Genomic DNA, 19,831 nt, shown 5'->3' with positions numbered 1-19,831 from the left:
AATAAAAAACACCCATCACTGTAAAATTATATTTACACTCATTGTAATTTAGATTTGACAGATAAATCATGATCGCATAACCTGCACAACTTATTAATCTACGACTTTTAATCAGAGGAATTTGTGAAAAATCGTACGCTAGGTAGCGTTTTAATCGTTGCAGGAACAACAATCGGTGCAGGGATGCTGGCTATGCCACTTGCCGCAGCAGGTGTCGGTTTCACAGGTATCATATGCCTACTTATTGGTCTCTGGATGTTAATGAGTTATACCTCATTACTTCTCGTGGAAGTCTATCAATATAATCCACCCGATATGGGTTTAGGTTCAGTCGCTAAAAAGTATCTCGGTCCCGTAGGGCAGATTGTGACTGGGTTAAGTATGTTATTATTAATGTACGCTCTTACCACAGCCTATATTGGCGGTGCTGGCGTACTGATCTCTGATAGCTTACTGTCTTGGTGGGGATTACATCTCTCAACAAAATCCGCAATTATTTTATTTACACTCATCGGCGGCGCCGTGGTATGTATCGGTACCCATTCCGTCGACTTTATTAATCGCCTCTTATTTACAGCTAAAATTATCTTTTTAGTGATTATGTTGGCGGTAATGTTACCCCATGTCGAAAGCGTCAATTTAACCAATATGCCTGTCGAGAAAGGCTTACTGCTTGCGGCCGTTCCGGTTATCTTTACCTCATTTGGTTTCCATGGCAGCGTTCCAAGCTTAGTGAACTATATGAATGGTGATGTCCGTAAACTGCGTATTATTTTTATTACAGGTAGTGCAATCCCTCTCGTCGCTTATATCTTATGGCAAATCGCTACGTTAGGTTCCATTCCAGCCAATACCTTTTTAGGCATTTTAGCGCAAGAAGCTGGGTTAAATGGCTTACTGACGGCTATTCGTGATGTTGTCGCAACTCCACGGGTTAATATTGCGGTGAGTTTATTTATGGATCTTGCGCTAGCGACTTCATTTTTAGGGGTGGCTCTTGGGTTATTTGATTACCTTGCGGATCTCTTTAAACGCAGTAATCGTCTATTTGGGCGTCTACAGACAGGCGTATTAACCTTTTTACCGCCTCTACTTTCTGCCTTGTTTTTCAGTAGTTTTGTGCAAGCCTTAACCTATGCGGCAGTGGCGTTGTCTGTATTGGCGCTTATCATTCCTGCTTTACTGACTCTACGTGTCAGAGCGATTGAAAAGCCTACCACTAATCAAGCCCACTACCAAGTGAAAGGTGGCTCTGTTGTGTTGGGTATTGTGCTACTTTGTGGTGTCGCTGTTATTGCGATTCAATTCGCTATTGTTGCAGGATTCTTACCTAATGTCGGGTAATTTTGAGCCTGCACTAGCCAACAAAAAACCCGTACCATGTACGGGTTTTCTCTATTTAGCTCAATAAAGTGCTAACTCATTAGAAGCTTAAACCTGCTCCAACATACCAACCATCCGCAATTTTGTTGCTTGGATTGTTATGATTGCCTTTAATGTCAATGATACGATAGCCCGCATCAATTGATAATGGTTTAAACACAGTATAAGTCGCCCCTACTTTCGCTTCAGTATAAGCATCACTACCTGAAGTCAGTGATGCTGGCGCACCGTAAGCTTCACCATAAATGTTCAGTGACGGCATAACTTGCCAACCTAACCCTGCACCCGCGGCAAGAGCCATACCATCTTTGTTGTCTTCAGGTGAAAGATATAATGCTTTACCACCAACATAGGCTGAAAACGGCCCTAAAGGTAAACCAAAGGTTGCGCCTAAGCTCCCCATTTGGCCATCATGGTCACTACGCGCCCATGAGCCATCAAATGCAAGCCCTGAACCTTTAGTTCCGATCCCAGCACTTAATTCAGTGTAATGCTCACCAGCACTCGCATTGACAGATATCGCTTGAGCAGTGCCCACAAACATAAGTGATGATGCCGCTGCGGCGACAAAGAATAATCCTTTACGCATATTATTGCCCCAATAAATAGAAATTATGCGTTAATATTACAATATATAAATCCTATTCTCAGTAGTTATTACTGTTTTTTACTTTTCATGCCACCAAGACGACTTTTCTACAACATAGGCGGGTGTTTCTATTTATTTTTAATCAGTTATCACAGCAATCGGTACCATGTATTAGTTATTATCCAACCAATCAACTATAATCGAATGATAATACGGAATTATCTGCACTTACCGTTTATTTTGATGCATATTAAATGCATTTTATAGTTTTATTGTCTGTAAATTACTGGAGTATTGTGATGAAAAAGAAAGGTCTCACTACCGCATCTGGCGCCCCTGTTGTGGATAATAATAACGTAATGACAGCTGGCCCACGTGGTCCAATGCTATTACAAGATGTGTGGTTTTTAGAAAAACTCGCTCACTTTGACCGTGAAGTCATTCCTGAGCGCCGTATGCACGCTAAAGGTTCAGGTGCATTTGGTACTTTTACGGTTACCCATGATATTACTCGCTATACCCGAGCAAAAATATTTTCTTCTGTAGGCAAAAAAACGGATATGTTTGCTCGTTTCTCAACGGTAGCTGGTGAGCGTGGTGCCGCAGATGCAGAACGTGATATCCGTGGCTTTGCATTAAAATTCTATACAGAAGAAGGAAACTGGGATTTAGTTGGTAACAACACCCCAGTATTCTATCTTCGTGACCCACTGAAATTCCCTGACTTAAACCACGTCGTTAAACGCTGCCCTTATAGCAATATGCGCTCAATGGCTTATAAATGGGATTTCTTCTCTCACTTACCTGAATCACTCCACCAACTGACCATTGACGTCAGTGACCGAGGCATTCCACGTAGCTATCGTCACATGCACGGTTTTGGTAGTCATACCTATAGCTTTATCAATGACAAAAATGAACGCTTTTGGGTTAAGTTCCATTTCCGTTGCCAGCAAGGCATTGAAAATTTGATGGACGATGAAGCAGAAGCGATTATTGGTAAAGATCGTGAAAGCTCTCAGCGTGACCTATTTGATGCTATCAATAAAGGTGATTATCCGCGTTGGGCGCTACAGATCCAAGTCATGCCTGAAAATGAAGCGTCAAAAGTGCCTTATAACCCATTTGACCTCACTAAAGTATGGCCACATAAAGATTACCCATTGATTGATGTTGGTTATTTTGAGCTAAACCGTAACCCTGCTAACTATTTTTCAGATGTTGAACAAGCCGCATTCAACCCAGCCAACATTGTGCCTGGCATCGGATTTTCTCCTGATAAAATGTTACAAGGACGCTTATTCTCTTATGGGGATACTCAACGTTATCGCTTAGGTGTGAACCACTATCAAATCCCAGTTAACTCACCGCGTTGCCCATTCCATAACTACCATCGTGATGGGGCAATGCGCGTTGACGGTAACAGTGGTAACGGCGTAACTTATGAGCCGAACAGTGCAGGTATGTTCCAAGAACAACCTAATTTCAGTGAGCCTCCATTAACCCTTGAAGGTGCAGCTGATCATTGGAACCATCGTGAAGATGAGGATTATTTCAGCCAGCCCCGTGCATTATACGAGCTGTTGGATGATGCAGAGCATCAACGCATGTTCCAACGTATTGCTGGTGAATTGATTGAAGCCTCTGAAGAAACCCAGAAACGTCAAATCGACCTCTTTAAGCAGGTACATCCTGAGTATGGCGCGGGTGTCGAAAAAGCACTGAATAACCTTAAATAATTTGGTTATCTAATCGAAAAATCAGGCTTTATTTCTAGAGCCTGATTTTTTTATTACAGACGCCAATGAAGCTGATTGACTCTCCATAACAATCGGTTGTTATTAAGAGGAGAATATTTGTTGGTGTACCCAACTTTTTACCTGCTGACGAGAGACTTTAATACCGGTATTTTTTAATTCGGCGTCTAAAGGATAAAAGTGCACAGGATATTGGTATGGAGCCAGTTTATCTTTTAACCAATCAGCAATACCCGCTAATACGCTTTTGTCGATTAACTCAATGACGGCAACAGGCCTTTGACCAAACTCCGCATCATCAATAGGAATAATAAAACTCTGGCTAACTGCGGGATGGCTATTGATAATGCTTTCAATGTCTTCAGGTTGTACGCATTCACCACCACTAATAAACAAATTATCCAAGCGCCCAATCACATGGTATTCTCCATCGATATATGCACCTTTATCATTGGTTTTAAACCAACCATCTTGGGTTTTTAACGGTTTGATTTCCCCATCAAACCAATACCCCATGGCTTGACTCTGTGATTGGATTTGTATTTCACTATCCATCAAGCGAACCTGTTTACCTATCAGGGGCAATCCTACGCCCTTTTTGCCATCAGCGCGTTTTGCACAAACGGTTGAAGCCATTTCGGTCATGCCATAACCACTCCAGCACTCAATACCTTGGCTTGATGCCAAATTGGTTAGTGAGGTGGGTATTGTCGCCCCGCCAAGTAATACTTGCCGTAGCGTTAATGGCGGATTTTCCTCCTGATTGAGAAGTCGCCACAGTTGTGTTGGTACCAATGAAGCATGGGTAATACCTTGCAACGCTTGTGTTAATGGAGAAGATTTAATCGCTAATCTCGCCCCTCTTCCTAACCATCGCCACAATATTCCTTGCCCTGAAACATGAAATAACGGTAAAGAAAGTAACCAGCAGTCACTCTGTTGATAGTCCATCGCCTGTAATACGCCATTAGCACTATCAAGATGAGCAAACATGGAATGAACCGCGGCCTTCGGTAACCCCGTAGAGCCGGATGTCAGAATTAAGGTTGCAGGTTGCCGAGTTAATTCACAAAAGCATGGCAGATCATAGTGTGTTAATTTTTGAGAAACAGTGAGATCAGGCGGCAGCGTTAAAGTCGAATAATGAAATGCATTTAGCAGGCCATCTGCAAAATCAATCACAAAATCAATATTCAGATGCGGAAGCAATTCTTCAAGCAATAAGATGGGCAAGCGAGGATTGAGCGGCAAAACTTTCGCCCCACAGCGCAAAATAGCGAGTTGACTTAATAACAATTCAACACTGTTTTTGCCCCGTAAAATGACCGTTTGGCCTTTTTTGAGTCCTTGTTTATCAAAATGATAAGTAAGATTTATGACGTTTAAATTCAATTGTTGCCAAGTCAGTGAAGCAACATCGGTTATCAACGCAATTGCATCAGGTTGATGGCTGGCCCAGTGTTGCCAAGGCCAGTCTTTAAACGGTGTTAACTCTGCCATTCGATAATAAGTTCATCTAGTTGCATAACAGGCAGCGTGCTATTTGGCCAAGTACGTATAAGTTGAGACTGGATAAGATCTAACGTATCGAGCCCAGGTATCGTATTCGGTGTTAGTTGATGAGCAATTCTTGCCAACTGGGTTAACCCAAAACTGGTCTCAATTGATGAACTGATCACCGCTTGCAAACCATGGTGATGAGCTTCTTGAACCAGCTGCCGACAATAGGCAAGGCTTCCCGTTAACGTCGGTTTGATCACAATCGCTGCCACGCCCGGTTGCGCTTCGACTTTAAAACCTTCTTCGCGAACGCTCTCATCCCATGCGATCGCAATACCGGTATCCTTGGCATATTGCAGTGATTCCTCACGGGTTTTGCACGGTTCTTCGAGAAAAGCGATTCGATCACGATAGTCTGGGTTCACATATTTGGCAAAGCCATCGGCTTTCGCTCGCGTCCAACTACGGTTAGCATCAAGGCGTAACGTTAAGTCAGGTACAGCTTCCAGCAACAAATTAGCGACCATGCCATCACGTACCGCTTCATACAATCCAACTTTAACCTTGGCGATTTTTTCACCTTCCATAGCATCAAGGCGTAAGATTAAATCGTCCGGATCGCCACTACATAATGGTGCTTTTCGATAATCAGCTTGTTCAGGCAATTCACCTGATAATTCCGCCAATGCACAGCTACAACCGAAAGCAACTGAGGGTAATGTACTATCCGCCAATGGCTGACCGCTGACCCATTCAGTCAGTCTCTGCTTGGCTTCCTCAGTCGCTTCTAGCAATGTTTCTTGACTAAATTCGGGGAGAGGAGAAATTTCTCCCCATCCTTCGTTATCCCCATCTTGTAAGCGAACCAGCAATCCATCACGAGTTTTCAGACGTTGGTAACGCAGGATAACGCCTGCCTCCATCGGCAGGCTAAATGTATAAAGTGTTGCTTTACGCATTACGGGTTACGCTTATATTTAGAAAAGTCTGGCGCACGTTTTTCATTAAATGCGTTACGCCCTTCTTGGCCTTCCTCTGTCATATAGAACAACATTGTTGCATTACCGGCCAATTCTTGCAGCCCTGCTTGACCATCACAGTCTGCATTCAGTGCCGCTTTCAAACAACGCAGTGCCATTGGGCTATTTTCAAGCATTTCACGGCACCAACGGACTGTTTCTTTTTCGAGATCAGCGTAAGGCACTACGGTATTCACTAACCCCATATCCAAGGCTTCTTTTGCATCGTATTGACGGCACAGGAACCAAATTTCACGTGCTTTCTTTTGTCCAACAATACGCGCCATATAAGATGCACCCCAACCCCCATCGAACGACCCCACTTTAGGCCCAGTCTGACCAAAGATCGCATTATCTGCTGCTATTGTGAGGTCACACATCATATGCAAGACGTGACCGCCACCAATAGCAAAGCCTGCTACCATCGCAACCACGGGTTTCGGACATGTACGAATTTGGCGCTGGAAATCTAGAACATTCAGGTGATGAGTGCCACTCTCGTCACGATATCCGCCGTAATCACCGCGAATTTTTTGGTCACCGCCTGCACAGAATGCTTTTTCCCCTTCACCCGTTAGAATAATGGTACCAACTTTATCGTCATAACGCGCATCAGATAAGGCTTGGATCATTTCTTTAACGGTTTGTGGACGAAACGCGTTACGCACCTGTGGACGATTAATCGTAATTTTTGCAATCCCTTCCGGTGACTTGTGATAAAAAATATCATCAAACCCTTCAGAGCAATCTTGCCATTCGATTGGGGCATAGAGTTTTTCTTCGTTAGGATAAATCATTATCAAGTTCCTTTAACCACAGATGATAGAAAATACTGAAGTGCAGTGGCATAGCCATTCGGGTTTTCCCGATGCGCATTATGCCCTGCATTCTTAATTAGCGTAATCGGCAAAGCATATTGTTGCGAAACGCCTCGAAATTTTTGGTCTTGTTCACCACAAAAATAGCGAAATGGAAGTGTTAACTGTTGCAGTTTATCGGCTAAAAATGGTTGTTTAGACAATGACGTGCCTTCTAGCATATCGGCAATACGACGGGGATCATTGGCTTGTCGTAATAAAATTAATTGCTGACGTTGGCTATCGCTTAAACTAGCAAATACAGGTTGTTGATACCAATCGTACAATACGCTTTCGATTGGCTCATGGCGAAACCGTTGCGCCCAAGAGTGGTCATTCAGGTAACGGGCATCACGTTCTGATTGTGTCTTCAGGCCAACATTTCCCCCTTCAACAACTAAGCCACATAAACCTGTAGGCTGACGGTAACATGCCGTGTGCATAGCCAACCGCGCCCCTAAAGAATAACCAATGAGGTAATAATTTTCGATACCATGGTATTGCAGGAGCTGGATGAGGTATTCATCAAAATCAGCAAAACTTGAGCAAGTTATCTCCTGAGATCGCCCATGCCCAGGTAAGTCGATACATAATGATGGCAAATGTGGATACAGTTTAATAATCGGTAGCCACTCATCCGCGCAACCCAGTAATCCATGTAACCACACTAGCCAAGGCCCTGTTTGGTTCTCATTGTAACGATATGCCGCTAACATCAAAGATTACCGACTTCATCGAGTAATTGTTTTAATGTACGAGCGCCCTCGTCACTATCAACAATCAATTCGATTAACAAACAACCTTGTTGGTTAAACCAAAATTGTTCAACCAAGGTTTTGAGTGATAACCAGTCTTTAGGCGCCGCATACTGTAACCCAAACATCAAGGCCGCATGCTCAAAATTCACATTCTGCGGCATGCAGTAATAAGGTTCCCTCGCCTCTTCTGGTGTAGGTAACATCGAAAAAATTTGTCCGCCATTGTTATTCACCACGATCAAAATAGTCGGTGCTGAAGGCGCACGTAAGAGGGCAAGACTATTGAGGTCATAGAGGGCGGAAAGATCACCGACAATCCCTAATGTAGGTTTTATTGTGGCGCGTTGCACACCAGCCATGGTGGATATCAATCCATCAATACCACTTGCCCCACGATTACTATACACAGGGTAACCTTCAGGCAGCTGTGCCAAAGCATCAACCAACCGTACGATCAGGCTATTACCAACAAATAATTGTCCTTTAGGGGGTAACAGTTGAGGTAATTGATGAGCGACCGCCGCCTCAGAAAACTGGTTGTGTAACTTCGCGGTGACATGCTGTTGAGTGCGTTTTGTCAAAGCCCATAGCTTTTCACACCATGGGCTTCTAGGCTGGGCGGGATGAGCATCCAACCAACCTTTAATTGAACAAGTCAATTTGCGTCCATAATGGTTTGCTGGGTCAAGGCGTCCTGGGATCATATCAATAATCCAGTACTCTTGTGGTTGGCATTGTGCTTGCCACTGTAATAACCGTTTGCCAGTTAAACTCGAACCAAATTGTATCACTAACTCAGCCTCATCGAGCCACGCTTTAGCTTGCGGATGGGCGAGCCATAAATCAGCACAAGGATGAATTTGCCCTGTTTGTGATAAAACATCACTAATCAATGGCCAACCTAATGTTTTCGCCCAATTCGCGACATGCTCACCCTCTTGGGCGTTCATTCGCCCCGCAATCACAACCCCTTTTTTTTGTCGCCAAAAATACCAATCCGCAATATGCGCTACTGTATTCGTTAAGGGTTCGCTTAACCAAGGTAACTGAGAGTTCCACCAATTACCGAGCTGCTGCTGCCAGTCATAATCCCCTTCCGTCTCGCCATATAAAGGCTCCGCAAACGGACAGTTAATATGGAAAGCGCCATGACGCAATTGATTCATACCATTATCAATGGCGCTTACCAGCCATTTGGGTGAAATATCACGGGTTGGTCGTGGCAACATCAAGCTTTGAGCTGGGTGCGATGCAAAAATATGCGTCTGGCGAATCGCTTGATTAGCACCACAATCGATTAACTCAGGCGGCCTATCCGCCGTCAAAAAAATGACTTTCTCTCCCGTCAAGCCTGCTTCAATTAATGATGGATAGAGATTTGCCACCGCCGTGCCCGATGTCACAATGACGCCTACAGGTTCAAGACTTGCCTTCGCTAACCCTAACGCTAAGTGTCCTAGACCTCTTTCATCAAAATGTGTATGGCAATGCAACTTATTATTCTTTGCCGCGGCAAGAGTTAAAGGTGTGGAACGCGAACCAGGCGCAATACAAATATGTTTCATGCCATGACGAGTGAGCGCTTCGATAATAATCTCAGCCCAACGCAGATTAAAAACAGAATTCGACATAATGAGCTCAATAAGTTATTTATTATCAGTTAGTGTAATGCGCTTAATATAAATTTCTTGATCTTAGAACAATTTTTAATGAACTAATTGAAACCAAAAGAAAATAACCCTGTTATGACTAAGGTTTTTCGCTACGCTCCAGCAGAGATTTCAACCCAGCTGCTTTATTTTCAATCTCGATCCACTCTTGCTCAGGATCTGAATCGCTGACAATCCCAGCTCCTGAAAATAACGAGAGTTGTTGATTTTCAATTTGCGCACAACGTAGCGATACCGCAAACTCGCTTTTATTTAGACTCACAAAGCCACCAGTACCTGCATACCAACGACGTGAGAAAGGCTCGTGTTCACTTAAAAATTGTCGAGCCACCGTACGCGGTAAACCACAGACTGCTGCTGTTGGCTGTAAACGCTGTAAGCATTCGCTGTCGGATGGAGAAATCAGCGTCGCAGCAATCGACCGGTAAAGATGTTGAATTTTACGTAAACGAATAACTTTTGCCGCAGAGACATCGATACCCGTCACCACGCCTTGTAATTGTTGGCAAATATCATCCACCACCACTAAATTTTCATGTTGATTTTTACTATCTTCCAATAACCACTTTGCATTTTCTGCTGCAATCGTATCATCAAGATGATTCGCCACCGTACCAGCAAGTGCTTCAGAGTGTAATTGTGTGCCTTGACGTAAGTACAAACGTTCAGGCGTCGATGATATAAAACCCGATTCTTGACTAAACGCCATCATAAAATGATAGCACTGAAAATTGACTTGTTGACTCGCAGACAAAAATTCAGCCGCAGCGATTGGTTGGGATAAGCTCAATTTTGTTTCACGAGCCATCACCACTTTTTCCATATGACCCGCTTTCATTCGTGTAATGGCCTCGGTCAATAAGCTGCACCACTGCTCTTTTTCAGGAAAATGTTCATGACCGACGATTTCCGTATGTAATGTAAGAGGTTGTGTTGGTGCGGGTTTTATTTGCTGTAAAAATTCAATAGCCGATAAACGGTCTTGTTCCCCTTGGATATTTAGGTAAACAGATACCGATGAACGGACACGATAAATTTCTAAACGAGGTAAAAAATAAAAAGTGGCATGTTGCTTATCTTCAAGCGAAATACCTTCACCTACGGCATTCCAGCCGTTGAGTCCCCATAAACGCATGTCGGGATATTCAGTATGCTCAGATAAAAATTGTTCAGCATCAACAATGGAATGAAAGGTTTTTACTTTGCCTATCGTGCTGCATTCATCACTTCCTGTACGGTGATACCAATAAAATTGAGGATAGCAGGATTGTTCAGATAGCCAAGCTAACCCAGGAAATGTAGCAGACTCACCTAGTTGCCAGTGTAAACGAATGAATTCTTGGTTGCCCAATGCCAAAGTTGACAGTTGATGAAGAATTTCAGTTATTAAATTATCTATTTTTTTATGTACCACTTTCGATCCCTACTGCCACACTCAACAAAGACTATTCATAATTATATAGTGCAATATAATTTATTAATACATTGATTATTTCTGACAATAGATGTAACTCATAATAAAATCAAATTTGTCTTCGTTATTGATGATAAACACAGCAATAAAAACATACTTATCTTATTGTACAATATAATAAATTTAACTTTAAATACCCCTTTAGTAGGTATCAAACGCTTGTGCTGTAATAGCTTAAAAGATAAACAAATTTATGTATGCTGACCATTTATTAAACATATTTATCTATAATAAAGCCACTCATAGTAACCTCGTCATATTACAATATGCTTAAGACAGCACTTTATGTGAAATGCCATTGATTCTTGTTAATTGATTAAAATAAAAATAGCGCTTGATAAGAATAATGACCATCCTTTATGGTGAACAAGCTAACTCAAATAGCAATAAGATTAAAAATAATCGCTTAAATTTAATTCTATTGTTAATAGGATTTTTTGATTCTGCTAATCACCCTAAACCGTGAATAATTAGCATCAATTTAAATAGAGTCTTACTGTATAACTAAAAACAAAAATAATTATTTATCGTTTAATATTAAAGCTAAAATCGATAATAAACTTCATATTAATTATATTAACATATCAATTTCTAATATATTTTTTCATATTTTAGTATCTACTTTTACCGCATGCTTCAAGTAGCTTATTCACTCTTACGCGGGTAAATGAAAATCTAATGTTGTTAAATGGACCATTTGATTAGAGATTATATTATTTCTATTTTATCTTTCTCAACGTGGCAACCATTTAGTGATTTTCTGTTGTATACCTTTTATTTAACCCCTAATGTTAAATTGGAAATTAACCATTATGAGTGACATAGCTTATGATAAAATAATTGAAAAAGAGAATATTGGAACAGCAACTCTTGCATTATTAACTAATCAAGATCCCTATTCTGCAAGGTCAGCCGGTATTTTTACTCACCAAGACCTGTCAAATATCCATAAATATATTCACTTTGCGCTATCATTACCCACTTCTACACTAGAAATATTATCTTGGCTTAAAATTGGTGAGTCCACAAACTTACCTATAGAAACGAATGTTCTGACTGAAACTATTCAATTGATTCACCGTCATGCAAGTCATTGGGACAGTATTGAACAAGAGGTTAAACAGCAATCTGTTAATTTATCATTAATTAGCAGAAATATTGTCCAAACTGGAAATCAAATTATTCATTATATAAATGACATGCCTATTATCCAACAAATAGCAAATAGTGTTGAAGGCCTTTCTAATGAAGATCTTGATGGCATTACTTACCAAAATGACGACCAGCAAATTGCTACTGAGCTATTAAGTATACTCGGTCTTATCCACGATGATATTAAAATACAAGCCAATAAAACAGCGAGCATAAAAAATAGCATTTCAGATTTTCGCATTCACATTATTGGTGGAAATCTATCCAACCGACAACATGTTGACTCACTCCTTTTTAAGGTAAAATCTATTTATATGCAGCTAGACTCCACAGATGCAACTGACTCTGAAACCTATCATCTTGAAAAAATAGCGTTACTCACAAAAGAAATTTTTCAATTAGAAAAAGAATATAGCCATTTTGTTAAATTGAGCTTTACAGGGCTTGCGGGTGGACTCATTGGTTTAGTGATTACTGGCGGAATTTTTGGTAGCAAAGCAGAAAAAATCCGCCATCAAAAAAATGAATTATTAAAAGAGATAAGCAACATTAATGACAAAATAAATCAGGACCGTTTTATAAAGAAAACTATCTTTGACATTCAAATTAACCTACAAAAAATTGAAAGTCATTTTAAAGATGCTCGCTTAGCAATTGATCACTTAGATTATATGTGGCTAGTGATTTTAACTGAAATCAAGCAATCGATAGAGACCTTCGCTCGCATTGATAATGCCGCTAATCTTTTAAAATTTATTACTCGTTTTAAAAAAATTATCACCGCCTGGGCTTCTGTGCAAACTTATTCAGAACAACTCATTGAGTTATTTGACATTCAATTAACAAAAAACACTCATCTATATTAAAGGTCACATTATGAAGCTCACTGCCAAATCCCCAACCTTACCTTCTATTGAATTTTATCAGATGAGGATGTGTATTAATAAACTCAGTGCATTTAATCAAAACATTCTAGATTATGACCCTGTTATTTTTAATCGTATAAAAAACATCTCTGATAAAGCAGAAATACTTAATGAGTTAGTGAGAGACTCATTACCTATAATGAAGTTAAAAACACGTTATATAATCAATAGCACAATTAACGAATTATCTCCCATAAATACAACGTTTGAACTTCATCATAAACATCATGATTTAATACTTACAGAATTTATCGATGATTTTTCTGAAGTTAAGACTGAAATAGAAAAACTAAAATTATCAATGCGAAGTATCACCGATTACCTAACAGCGGTACAACTTAAGGAGGAAAATCAGTTAAAAAGTGAATATTATCTAGCTCATCAAAACAAGCTTATCGGGTTAGCGACCAAGAATAAAAAAAAGATACAAGAACTTAATCAAGAAATTAATGCGATTGTAGCCGCCGAAGAGATCATTTTAAACTATAAATTATCTGATATGTTTGAAAAGTTTTTTCCAGAAATAGCGTTTATTGAATCGTTAAATATTCCGCCGTCCAAAAAAGATTTATTAAAAATCGCTATTGATTGTGCAAAACGCTTACTGGTCATTCTTGATAATGGTTTGGATTTTATGAAATTAGTGGATGTGCGTTTATATTTAATCGACCAAATGGCTATCTTACATGAAAAATCAAAACAGTATGAAGAAAGAAATAACCGACTAACCTATTTTCTTATATTAGGTAAAGAAGTCACGCAAATCGATCATCAGCGGCAGGAGATTGCTGCTAACTTTCAACAGCTACAACGCTATTTTCAGCAATGGATCGATTATATGGCTGATTGTTTACATGAAGAAACATTCAATGTCTATAATGCAATAGAATCCTGTGAAGTATTAATGGAATTTCTTGTGGAAACTGAGTACCAATATCAACGCCAGTTAGCAGATTAAAAAATAAAGAGCGGTAACCTTTCGATTACCGCTCTTTTACATGCTATGTCTGTGCTACGTTGTTATTACAGACTAATGACTGCTAATGCACTTGAAGCGATATTGATCAGCGGCTGTGGCCATACCCCCATTAAGATAACGATGATGGCGCAGATCACTGCCACGACGGTACCAAATGTTGCCTTTTCTGGGCCTGTATAGCGGTCAGCGTGCTCTGCATCACGGCTATATAAGCTAGCCATAAAGCGTAGATAATAGAACAAGCCAATTGCACTCCCCACAACCACGGCTCCGGTTAACCACCACAATTCAGCATTCACAGCAGAAATGATCACATAGAATTTACCAATAAACCCTAATGTGATTGGCACACCTGCCAATGAAAGCATCATCACTGTCAATACCGTTGCCAGTACTGGCTTGTGCCAGAACAGACCACGGAAAGCACTCATGTCGTCTTGGTCATCACCACGGTATGGGCTAGAGACAATACTAATCGCGCCGAATGCACCTAAGCTTGCAAACAAGTAACCGGCTAAATAAATCGCTACGGTAACTTGTGATGCAATGGGGTCGACTCGTAGTGCTACCAATGCAACTAATAAGTAGCCCATATGTGAAATCGATGAGTAACCCAGCAGGCGCTTTGCACTTTTCTGAGTGATAGCCAGAAGGTTACCAAACAGAATCGACGCAATCGCAATAACACTGACAACAATCGCCAATGTATGACTTTGTGCCGCTGGTGCTTCCATAAAGATACGCATTAGTACCGCGAAGATACCAATTTTACTGCCTGTCGCAAGGAATGCAGATACAGGGGCTGGCGCACCTTGATACACATCCGGAGTCCATAACTGGAATGGAAACAGTGATAGCTTAAAGCCAAAACCAACAATCAGCATCCCCAAACCAACCAAAATCAATGGAGCATGAATTTGGCTATCTGTTAGGCTTTGACCAATCGCGGCAAAACTCAGGCTACCTGATTCCGCATACAGTAATGCAATACCAAACAACAAGAAAGAAGAGGCGGCAGCAGATAGCAGCATATATTTAATGCCTGCTTCTAATGAGCGTTTGCGTTCAAAAGTATAAGCCACTAAGCCAAACAACGGCAGAGAGATTAGCTCAATACCGATGAACATTGACGCCATGTGGTTTGCCATTGAAAGTAGCACACCACCTGCTACAGCGATAGACAGCAGTAAGTGAAACTCTTCTTTATTATCCTTGAAGCCTTCCAACCAATGAAAAGCAAAAATACTGGTCGCCATACCCGCAATGAGGACTAACGCGGTGTAAAACATGGCGTAGCCATCAACACGAATAAGCGGAGTGACTTCCATTGGTAAACTCCCTGCAATAAAGAACAGAGAGAGTAACGCAACTGCGAAGCCGAATACTGTCAAAGTGGCACTTGTTAGATGATCGCGTCGCCACGCAATGGACAGCATCACAACCACCGCGGTCAATCCGACGATCAACAGCGGGAGTATTGCGATCAATTGTTGAGGTGTTATTGTCATGGCGAATTACGGCCTTAATGTTGTAAGTGAAACAGTGTACAGGTTATGTAATGTTTCCATCGCACCCGCTGAAGTATCCAGCAGTGGCTGCGGATAGAAACCGATAATAACCAGTAATACAGCCAGAGCCAGCAGCACACCAAATTCGCGCGCTGTTAACCCTTTCATTTCGCTATCTGATTTCGGTGTTCCGTAATAAGTTTGCTGCATCATCCACAGTGAGTAGACCGATGCGAACACAACACCGAAGACCATTATGCAAGTCACGAGAGTGAATTGGCTGAATGTTCCAAATAGGATCATGAATTCACCAATAAAGTTACCGGTTCCTGGCATACCTAATGTTGCAGCGGCAAAGAACAAAGACAGACCCGGTAACCACTTAATACGTTTCCACAATCCTCCCATCATGCGCATATCACGAGTTTGCGTACGCTCATACAGCTGACCACTGATAATAATCAATGCCGCACCCGATAAACCGTTCGTGATCATTTGGATCACCGCCCCTTGGTACGCAAGCACTGAACTTGCATAGATAGCAACGGTTACAAACCCCATGTGAGACAAGCTACTGTATGCCGCTAAGCGTTTGATGTCAGTCTGTTTGAAGGCTAACCATGCACCGTAGAAGATACTAATTACACCAAGTGTCATGGCAATTGGTGTGAACTGGATAGACGCTTCAGGGAATAGAGGCAAGGTAAAACGCAGCAAACCATAAGCTGCTGTTTTCAACATGATACCTGAGATATCAACAGAACCCGCTGTAGGCGATTGCTCTTGGGTATCTGCCATCCAACCATGGAATGGAACTAACGGCATTTTCACTGCAAAGGCAATAAAGAAGCCTAACATTAGCATAAAGCTAACCGTGCTAGACATCTGAGTACCAAGCAACTCATTGTAGTTAAATGTCCACACGCGAGTATCATTGAAGTGGACTAATGCTAATCCAACAATCGACACTAACATAATCAAGCCACTGGCTTGCGTGTAGATAAAGAACTTAGTTGCTGCATTAATGTGTTGTCTGTTTTCTGCCCCTTTGTGCCCCCAGTTAGCAATCAGGAAGTACATTGGGATCAACATCATTTCCCAGAAGAAGAAGAATAAAAACAGGTCAACTGCCGTAAAGATCCCCATCACCCCTGCAATAATCCACAACAGGTTAAAGTGATAAGCACCTTGGTTAGCTTGGTTTTCGCTCCACGAACTGAGAACTGAGAAAGCACCCATAATCGCGGTCAATACCACCATCAGTAGCGATAACCCATCAATAGCAAGATGGAAATTAATACCCAGCGATGGGATCCATGGCATAAAGAATACGGCTTGCCATTGTGGAATACCTTGTGGGTTTGCCAGAGAGTAATTTCCCTGTAGCCACAACTGGATTGATAATATTAATGTTATTCCCATTGAAGCCAGCGCAACCCAACGAGGTGCGCGATGGCTGAACCGGTCAGCCTGCCAACTTAGCAGGCCACCGATGAAGGGAATGAGTATTAGCCAAGGTAATAGCATGGCGCAATGTGTCCCTTAATTAAACCAAAAGCAGCAGAGCAAGAATCAGCACTGCACCCAGCCCCAATGAGGCAACATACCAACGGACTTGACCGTTCTCACTCACTGCTAACCCTTTGTTTGCCCAACGAGACAAGCAAGCTGGCAAGTTCATCAGTGAGTTAATAGGATCGCTTTCCAGTAGCCATGCAACCCCTTTGAAAGGTTTCACAAAGACCACGTCATACAACCAGTCGAAGCCCCATGCATGGTACCACCACGTAGAGAAGAAACGACCCGGTGCACTTTTCGCGATTGCTGTAGCGATAGAACGTCTGAACAGATAAATGAATGTCACAATCAACAGACCGATAACGGCTAGGCTACCCGACAGAATTTCCAGCTGTAACTTACCTGCTTCATGTTCCAGTGGATTAACCGGGAATACCCCCTCTAACGGCTGGTGAATCTGTGCACCAACGAATGTCGCTAAAACGGCCAGAATGCCCAAAGGTACAGAGTGAGTAAAACCTTTGACCTTGTGCGCTTGGATTTTCGCTTCGCCATGGAATGCGATGAAAATCATACGGAAGGTATACATTGCAGTCAGTAGTGCCCCGATGAGACCTGCCCATAACAGTACAGTTTGCCCATCCACTTCTGCTCCCCATAAAATTGCGTCTTTACTGTAGAAACCAGCGGTAAACAGAGGCAATGCAGCCAATGCGCTTCCACCGATTAACATCACCGCGTAGACGTAAGGGATTTGCTTACGTAACCCACCCATTTTGAAAATATTTTGTTCATGGTGGCAAGCAATAATCACAGAACCTGCGGATAAGAATAACAACGCTTTAAAGAATGCGTGTGTCATCAGGTGGAAAATTGCCGCATCCCACGCCTGTACGCCAAGAGCCAAGAACATATAACCAATTTGGCTCATGGTTGAGTAAGCGAGTACCCGTTTGATGTCGGTTTGTACCAATGCCGCACAACCTGCAAACAGCAGTGTCACACCACCAACGATGCCTACCAGATGTAAAATTTCAGGTGCCATCAGGAACAAGGCATGAGTACGAGCAACAAGATAAACACCCGCGGTTACCATGGTTGCTGCGTGGATCAGTGCAGAAACAGGTGTTGGACCCGCCATCGCATCGGCCAGCCATGTCTGTAGTGGAAGCTGTGCAGATTTACCTACCGCACCACCTAAGATCATTAAGGTTGCCCATGTAATTGCCGTGCCGCCTTCAGCCATTTTCTGAGGTGCCAAAATCGCCATTTCACTGAAGTTCAGAGTACCCAGTTCATTCCACAGAATAAACATACCGATAGCTAAGAACACATCACCAACACGGGTGACAAAGAAAGCTTTCATCGCCGCTTTGCCGTTATCTGGATTGGTGTAATAAAAACCAATCAACAGATAACTACACAGCCCTACCCCTTCCCAACCGAGATACATCAGCATCATATTATCGGCGAGAACTAAAACCACCATACTCGCGATAAACAGGTTCGTGTAGGTAAAGAAACGTGAATAGCCTTCTTCGCCACGCATATACCAAGAAGCATAAACGTGGATCAGGAAACCCACTCCCGTCACTACGCCAAGCATAGTGAGAGATAGACCATCAAGGTGCAGTGTGAATGGGATGGTAAAATCACCCACTGACATCCAAGTCCACAGCGGTTGTGTATAAACATAAGCATCATTGGCATTTGCCATCAACGCCTTGTGTTCTAGGAAATCAATGCCTGCATAAGCGGCGACAATAGCAGCCAAACCGACGGCACTAATACCAACAATTGCTGAAACATTTTCTGACCAGCGACCACGGGAAAATGCTAATAACACAGACCCCAGTAGCGGAAACAGAATTGTTAAATAGAGTAAGTTCATCCGCGCATCTCACTGACTTTATCAATATTCAGGTTCTGACGATGACGATGGAGTTGCAGTAACAACGCCAATCCAATACTCGCCTCCGCTGCAGCCAGTGCAATGGCCAAAATATACATAATTTGACCGTCTGGTTGCCCCCAGAAACTCCCTGCAACGACAAATGCCAAAGCAGTTGAGTTAATCATGATTTCCAGTCCGATCAGCATGAAAAGCAAGTTACGGCGAATAACAAGACAGCTTAGTCCCATTACAAATAAGATCGCCGCTAAAATCAGACCATGTTGAAGAGGTATCATTATTGTTCCTCCGCATTCGCTTTGGTGCTACTCACAATATCAGCACCATTTTCATTACGGTCACGACCGACATGGAACGCCACCACAAGACCAGCGAGTAGCAACAGTGATGCTAATTCAACGGCTAGGACATAAGGTCCAAACAAGCTGATAGCCACTTCTTTCGCACTAATCATTGTGCCAGCAATACCCTCTTGGTATGACAGACTCATGATGCCGTAAACCAGAAGTGCAAGAAGTACTGCTGATAAAATAGCAGGACCAATCCAGTTCTTCGGCGTTAGCCACTCACGCTCTTGTTCTTGTACAGAGCGACCGAGGTTAAGCATCATCACTACGAAAACGAATAGCACCATAATGGCGCCTGCATAAACGATGATCTCCAACGCACCCGCAAAATAAGCGCCAAGCGAGAAGAACACCATCGACAGAGCCAGTAGAGAAACAACCAGATACAACAACGCATGTACCGGGTTAGTATTGGTTATCACCCTCAAAGTTGCTAAAACAGCAACCAGACCGGCGATATAAAATGTAAATTCCATGAATAT

General features: G+C 42.1%; 16 protein-coding genes. 4 read left to right on the top strand and 12 right to left on the bottom strand.

The window, feature by feature from the left end; translation table 11 throughout:
- Window positions 1-183: 183 nt before the first annotated feature.
- Complete coding sequence (tyrP, locus tag O7C57_RS08855) at window positions 184-1,344, top strand: tyrosine transporter TyrP (RefSeq protein WP_281506360.1); 1,161 nt, start codon at window positions 184-186, stop codon at window positions 1,342-1,344.
- A gap of 79 nt (window positions 1,345-1,423) precedes the next feature.
- On the opposite strand, the gene O7C57_RS08850 is transcribed toward tyrP, so the two are convergent.
- Complete coding sequence (locus O7C57_RS08850) at window positions 1,424-1,972, bottom strand: YfaZ family outer membrane protein (protein WP_154622143.1); 549 nt, start codon at window positions 1,970-1,972, stop codon at window positions 1,424-1,426.
- A 299-nt stretch (window positions 1,973-2,271) separates the two neighbouring features.
- Between O7C57_RS08850 and O7C57_RS08845 the strand changes: the two genes are divergently transcribed.
- Window positions 2,272-3,711, top strand: a complete 1,440-nt coding sequence (locus tag O7C57_RS08845) for a catalase (RefSeq protein WP_154622142.1) — start codon at window positions 2,272-2,274, stop codon at window positions 3,709-3,711.
- 102 nt (window positions 3,712-3,813) lie between these two features.
- On the opposite strand, the gene menE is transcribed toward O7C57_RS08845, so the two are convergent.
- The 6 genes from menE to O7C57_RS08815 form a co-directional block, all read right to left on the bottom strand.
- Window positions 3,814-5,229, bottom strand: a complete 1,416-nt coding sequence (menE, locus tag O7C57_RS08840; protein WP_269723927.1) for an o-succinylbenzoate--CoA ligase — start codon at window positions 5,227-5,229, stop codon at window positions 3,814-3,816.
- The gene (gene menC / locus O7C57_RS08835; protein WP_269723926.1) at window positions 5,217-6,188 is read right to left on the bottom strand and encodes an o-succinylbenzoate synthase; all 972 of its coding nucleotides are present in this window, start codon (window positions 6,186-6,188) and stop codon (window positions 5,217-5,219) included. The genes menE and menC overlap by 13 nt, the downstream gene beginning before the upstream one ends.
- A complete protein-coding gene (menB, locus tag O7C57_RS08830; RefSeq protein ID WP_154622139.1) occupies window positions 6,188-7,045 on the bottom strand; it encodes a 1,4-dihydroxy-2-naphthoyl-CoA synthase in 858 nt (285 codons plus the stop codon). Before menB ends, menC begins: the two co-directional genes overlap by 1 nt.
- A 2-nt stretch (window positions 7,046-7,047) precedes the next feature.
- The gene (gene menH, locus O7C57_RS08825) at window positions 7,048-7,821 is read right to left on the bottom strand and encodes a 2-succinyl-6-hydroxy-2,4-cyclohexadiene-1-carboxylate synthase (protein WP_154622138.1); all 774 of its coding nucleotides are present in this window, start codon (window positions 7,819-7,821) and stop codon (window positions 7,048-7,050) included.
- Window positions 7,821-9,494, bottom strand: coding sequence for a 2-succinyl-5-enolpyruvyl-6-hydroxy-3-cyclohexene-1-carboxylic-acid synthase (menD, locus tag O7C57_RS08820; RefSeq protein ID WP_154622137.1), 1,674 nt, complete (start codon window positions 9,492-9,494; stop codon window positions 7,821-7,823). Before menD ends, menH begins: the two co-directional genes overlap by 1 nt.
- Window positions 9,495-9,612: 118 nt before the next feature.
- A complete protein-coding gene (locus O7C57_RS08815) occupies window positions 9,613-10,947 on the bottom strand; it encodes an isochorismate synthase (RefSeq protein WP_163861139.1) in 1,335 nt (444 codons plus the stop codon).
- A gap of 872 nt (window positions 10,948-11,819) precedes the next feature.
- On the opposite strand from O7C57_RS08815, the gene O7C57_RS08810 reads away from it, so the two are divergent.
- Both O7C57_RS08810 and O7C57_RS08805 read left to right on the top strand, forming a co-directional pair.
- The gene (locus O7C57_RS08810; protein ID WP_269723925.1) at window positions 11,820-13,025 is read left to right on the top strand and encodes an alpha-xenorhabdolysin family binary toxin subunit A; all 1,206 of its coding nucleotides are present in this window, start codon (window positions 11,820-11,822) and stop codon (window positions 13,023-13,025) included.
- Window positions 13,026-13,035: 10 nt separating this feature from the next.
- Complete coding sequence (locus tag O7C57_RS08805; RefSeq protein WP_154622113.1) at window positions 13,036-14,043, top strand: alpha-xenorhabdolysin family binary toxin subunit B; 1,008 nt, start codon at window positions 13,036-13,038, stop codon at window positions 14,041-14,043.
- A gap of 65 nt (window positions 14,044-14,108) precedes the next feature.
- On the opposite strand, the gene nuoN is transcribed toward O7C57_RS08805, so the two are convergent.
- From nuoN to nuoJ, 5 genes are read right to left on the bottom strand one after another with little or no spacing between them, the layout of a single operon-like run.
- The gene (gene nuoN, locus O7C57_RS08800) at window positions 14,109-15,572 is read right to left on the bottom strand and encodes an NADH-quinone oxidoreductase subunit NuoN (protein WP_154622112.1); all 1,464 of its coding nucleotides are present in this window, start codon (window positions 15,570-15,572) and stop codon (window positions 14,109-14,111) included.
- Window positions 15,573-15,578: 6 nt separating this feature from the next.
- Complete coding sequence (gene nuoM, locus O7C57_RS08795; RefSeq protein WP_154622111.1) at window positions 15,579-17,099, bottom strand: NADH-quinone oxidoreductase subunit M; 1,521 nt, start codon at window positions 17,097-17,099, stop codon at window positions 15,579-15,581.
- A 19-nt stretch (window positions 17,100-17,118) separates the two neighbouring features.
- Complete coding sequence (gene nuoL, locus O7C57_RS08790; protein ID WP_154622110.1) at window positions 17,119-18,981, bottom strand: NADH-quinone oxidoreductase subunit L; 1,863 nt, start codon at window positions 18,979-18,981, stop codon at window positions 17,119-17,121.
- Window positions 18,978-19,280 carry an NADH-quinone oxidoreductase subunit NuoK gene (nuoK, locus tag O7C57_RS08785; protein WP_004921109.1) on the bottom strand — a complete coding sequence of 101 codons (303 nt, stop codon included), beginning with the start codon at window positions 19,278-19,280 and terminating at the stop codon, window positions 18,978-18,980. Before nuoK ends, nuoL begins: the two co-directional genes overlap by 4 nt.
- Entirely contained in the window at window positions 19,280-19,825 is a 546-nt protein-coding gene (gene nuoJ / locus O7C57_RS08780) for an NADH-quinone oxidoreductase subunit J (protein ID WP_154622109.1), read from the bottom strand. Before nuoJ ends, nuoK begins: the two co-directional genes overlap by 1 nt.
- Between the last annotated feature and the right edge of the window lie 6 nt (window positions 19,826-19,831).

It is taken from the genome of Providencia sp. 21OH12SH02B-Prov, assembly GCF_027362595.1.
Lineage (GTDB): Bacteria > Pseudomonadota > Gammaproteobacteria > Enterobacterales > Enterobacteriaceae > Providencia > Providencia zhejiangensis.
The sequence above is the reverse complement of the archived record's forward strand: the minus strand, read 5'-3'. Positions and strand labels throughout refer to the sequence as shown.

Excerpts from the sequence above, each read along its gene's own strand:
- O7C57_RS08845 (WP_154622142.1), top strand. The coding sequence starts at position 2,272 with ATGAAAAAGAAAGGTCTCACTACCGCATCTGGCGCCCCTGTTGTGGAT.
- nuoN (WP_154622112.1), bottom strand. The coding sequence starts at position 15,572 with ATGACAATAACACCTCAACAATTGATCGCAATACTCCCGCTGTTGATC.
- menC (WP_269723926.1), bottom strand. The coding sequence starts at position 6,188 with ATGCGTAAAGCAACACTTTATACATTTAGCCTGCCGATGGAGGCAGGC.
- menE (WP_269723927.1), bottom strand. The coding sequence starts at position 5,229 with ATGGCAGAGTTAACACCGTTTAAAGACTGGCCTTGGCAACACTGGGCC.
- nuoK (WP_004921109.1), bottom strand. The coding sequence starts at position 19,280 with ATGATACCTCTTCAACATGGTCTGATTTTAGCGGCGATCTTATTTGTA.
- O7C57_RS08805 (WP_154622113.1), top strand. The coding sequence starts at position 13,036 with ATGAAGCTCACTGCCAAATCCCCAACCTTACCTTCTATTGAATTTTAT.
- nuoM (WP_154622111.1), bottom strand. The coding sequence starts at position 17,099 with ATGCTATTACCTTGGCTAATACTCATTCCCTTCATCGGTGGCCTGCTA.
- menH (WP_154622138.1), bottom strand. The coding sequence starts at position 7,821 with ATGTTAGCGGCATATCGTTACAATGAGAACCAAACAGGGCCTTGGCTA.
- menD (WP_154622137.1), bottom strand. The coding sequence starts at position 9,494 with ATGTCGAATTCTGTTTTTAATCTGCGTTGGGCTGAGATTATTATCGAA.
- O7C57_RS08850 (WP_154622143.1), bottom strand. The coding sequence starts at position 1,972 with ATGCGTAAAGGATTATTCTTTGTCGCCGCAGCGGCATCATCACTTATG.
- menB (WP_154622139.1), bottom strand. The coding sequence starts at position 7,045 with ATGATTTATCCTAACGAAGAAAAACTCTATGCCCCAATCGAATGGCAA.
- O7C57_RS08810 (WP_269723925.1), top strand. The coding sequence starts at position 11,820 with ATGAGTGACATAGCTTATGATAAAATAATTGAAAAAGAGAATATTGGA.
- nuoJ (WP_154622109.1), bottom strand. The coding sequence starts at position 19,825 with ATGGAATTTACATTTTATATCGCCGGTCTGGTTGCTGTTTTAGCAACT.
- tyrP (WP_281506360.1), top strand. The coding sequence starts at position 184 with ATGCTGGCTATGCCACTTGCCGCAGCAGGTGTCGGTTTCACAGGTATC.
- nuoL (WP_154622110.1), bottom strand. The coding sequence starts at position 18,981 with ATGAACTTACTCTATTTAACAATTCTGTTTCCGCTACTGGGGTCTGTG.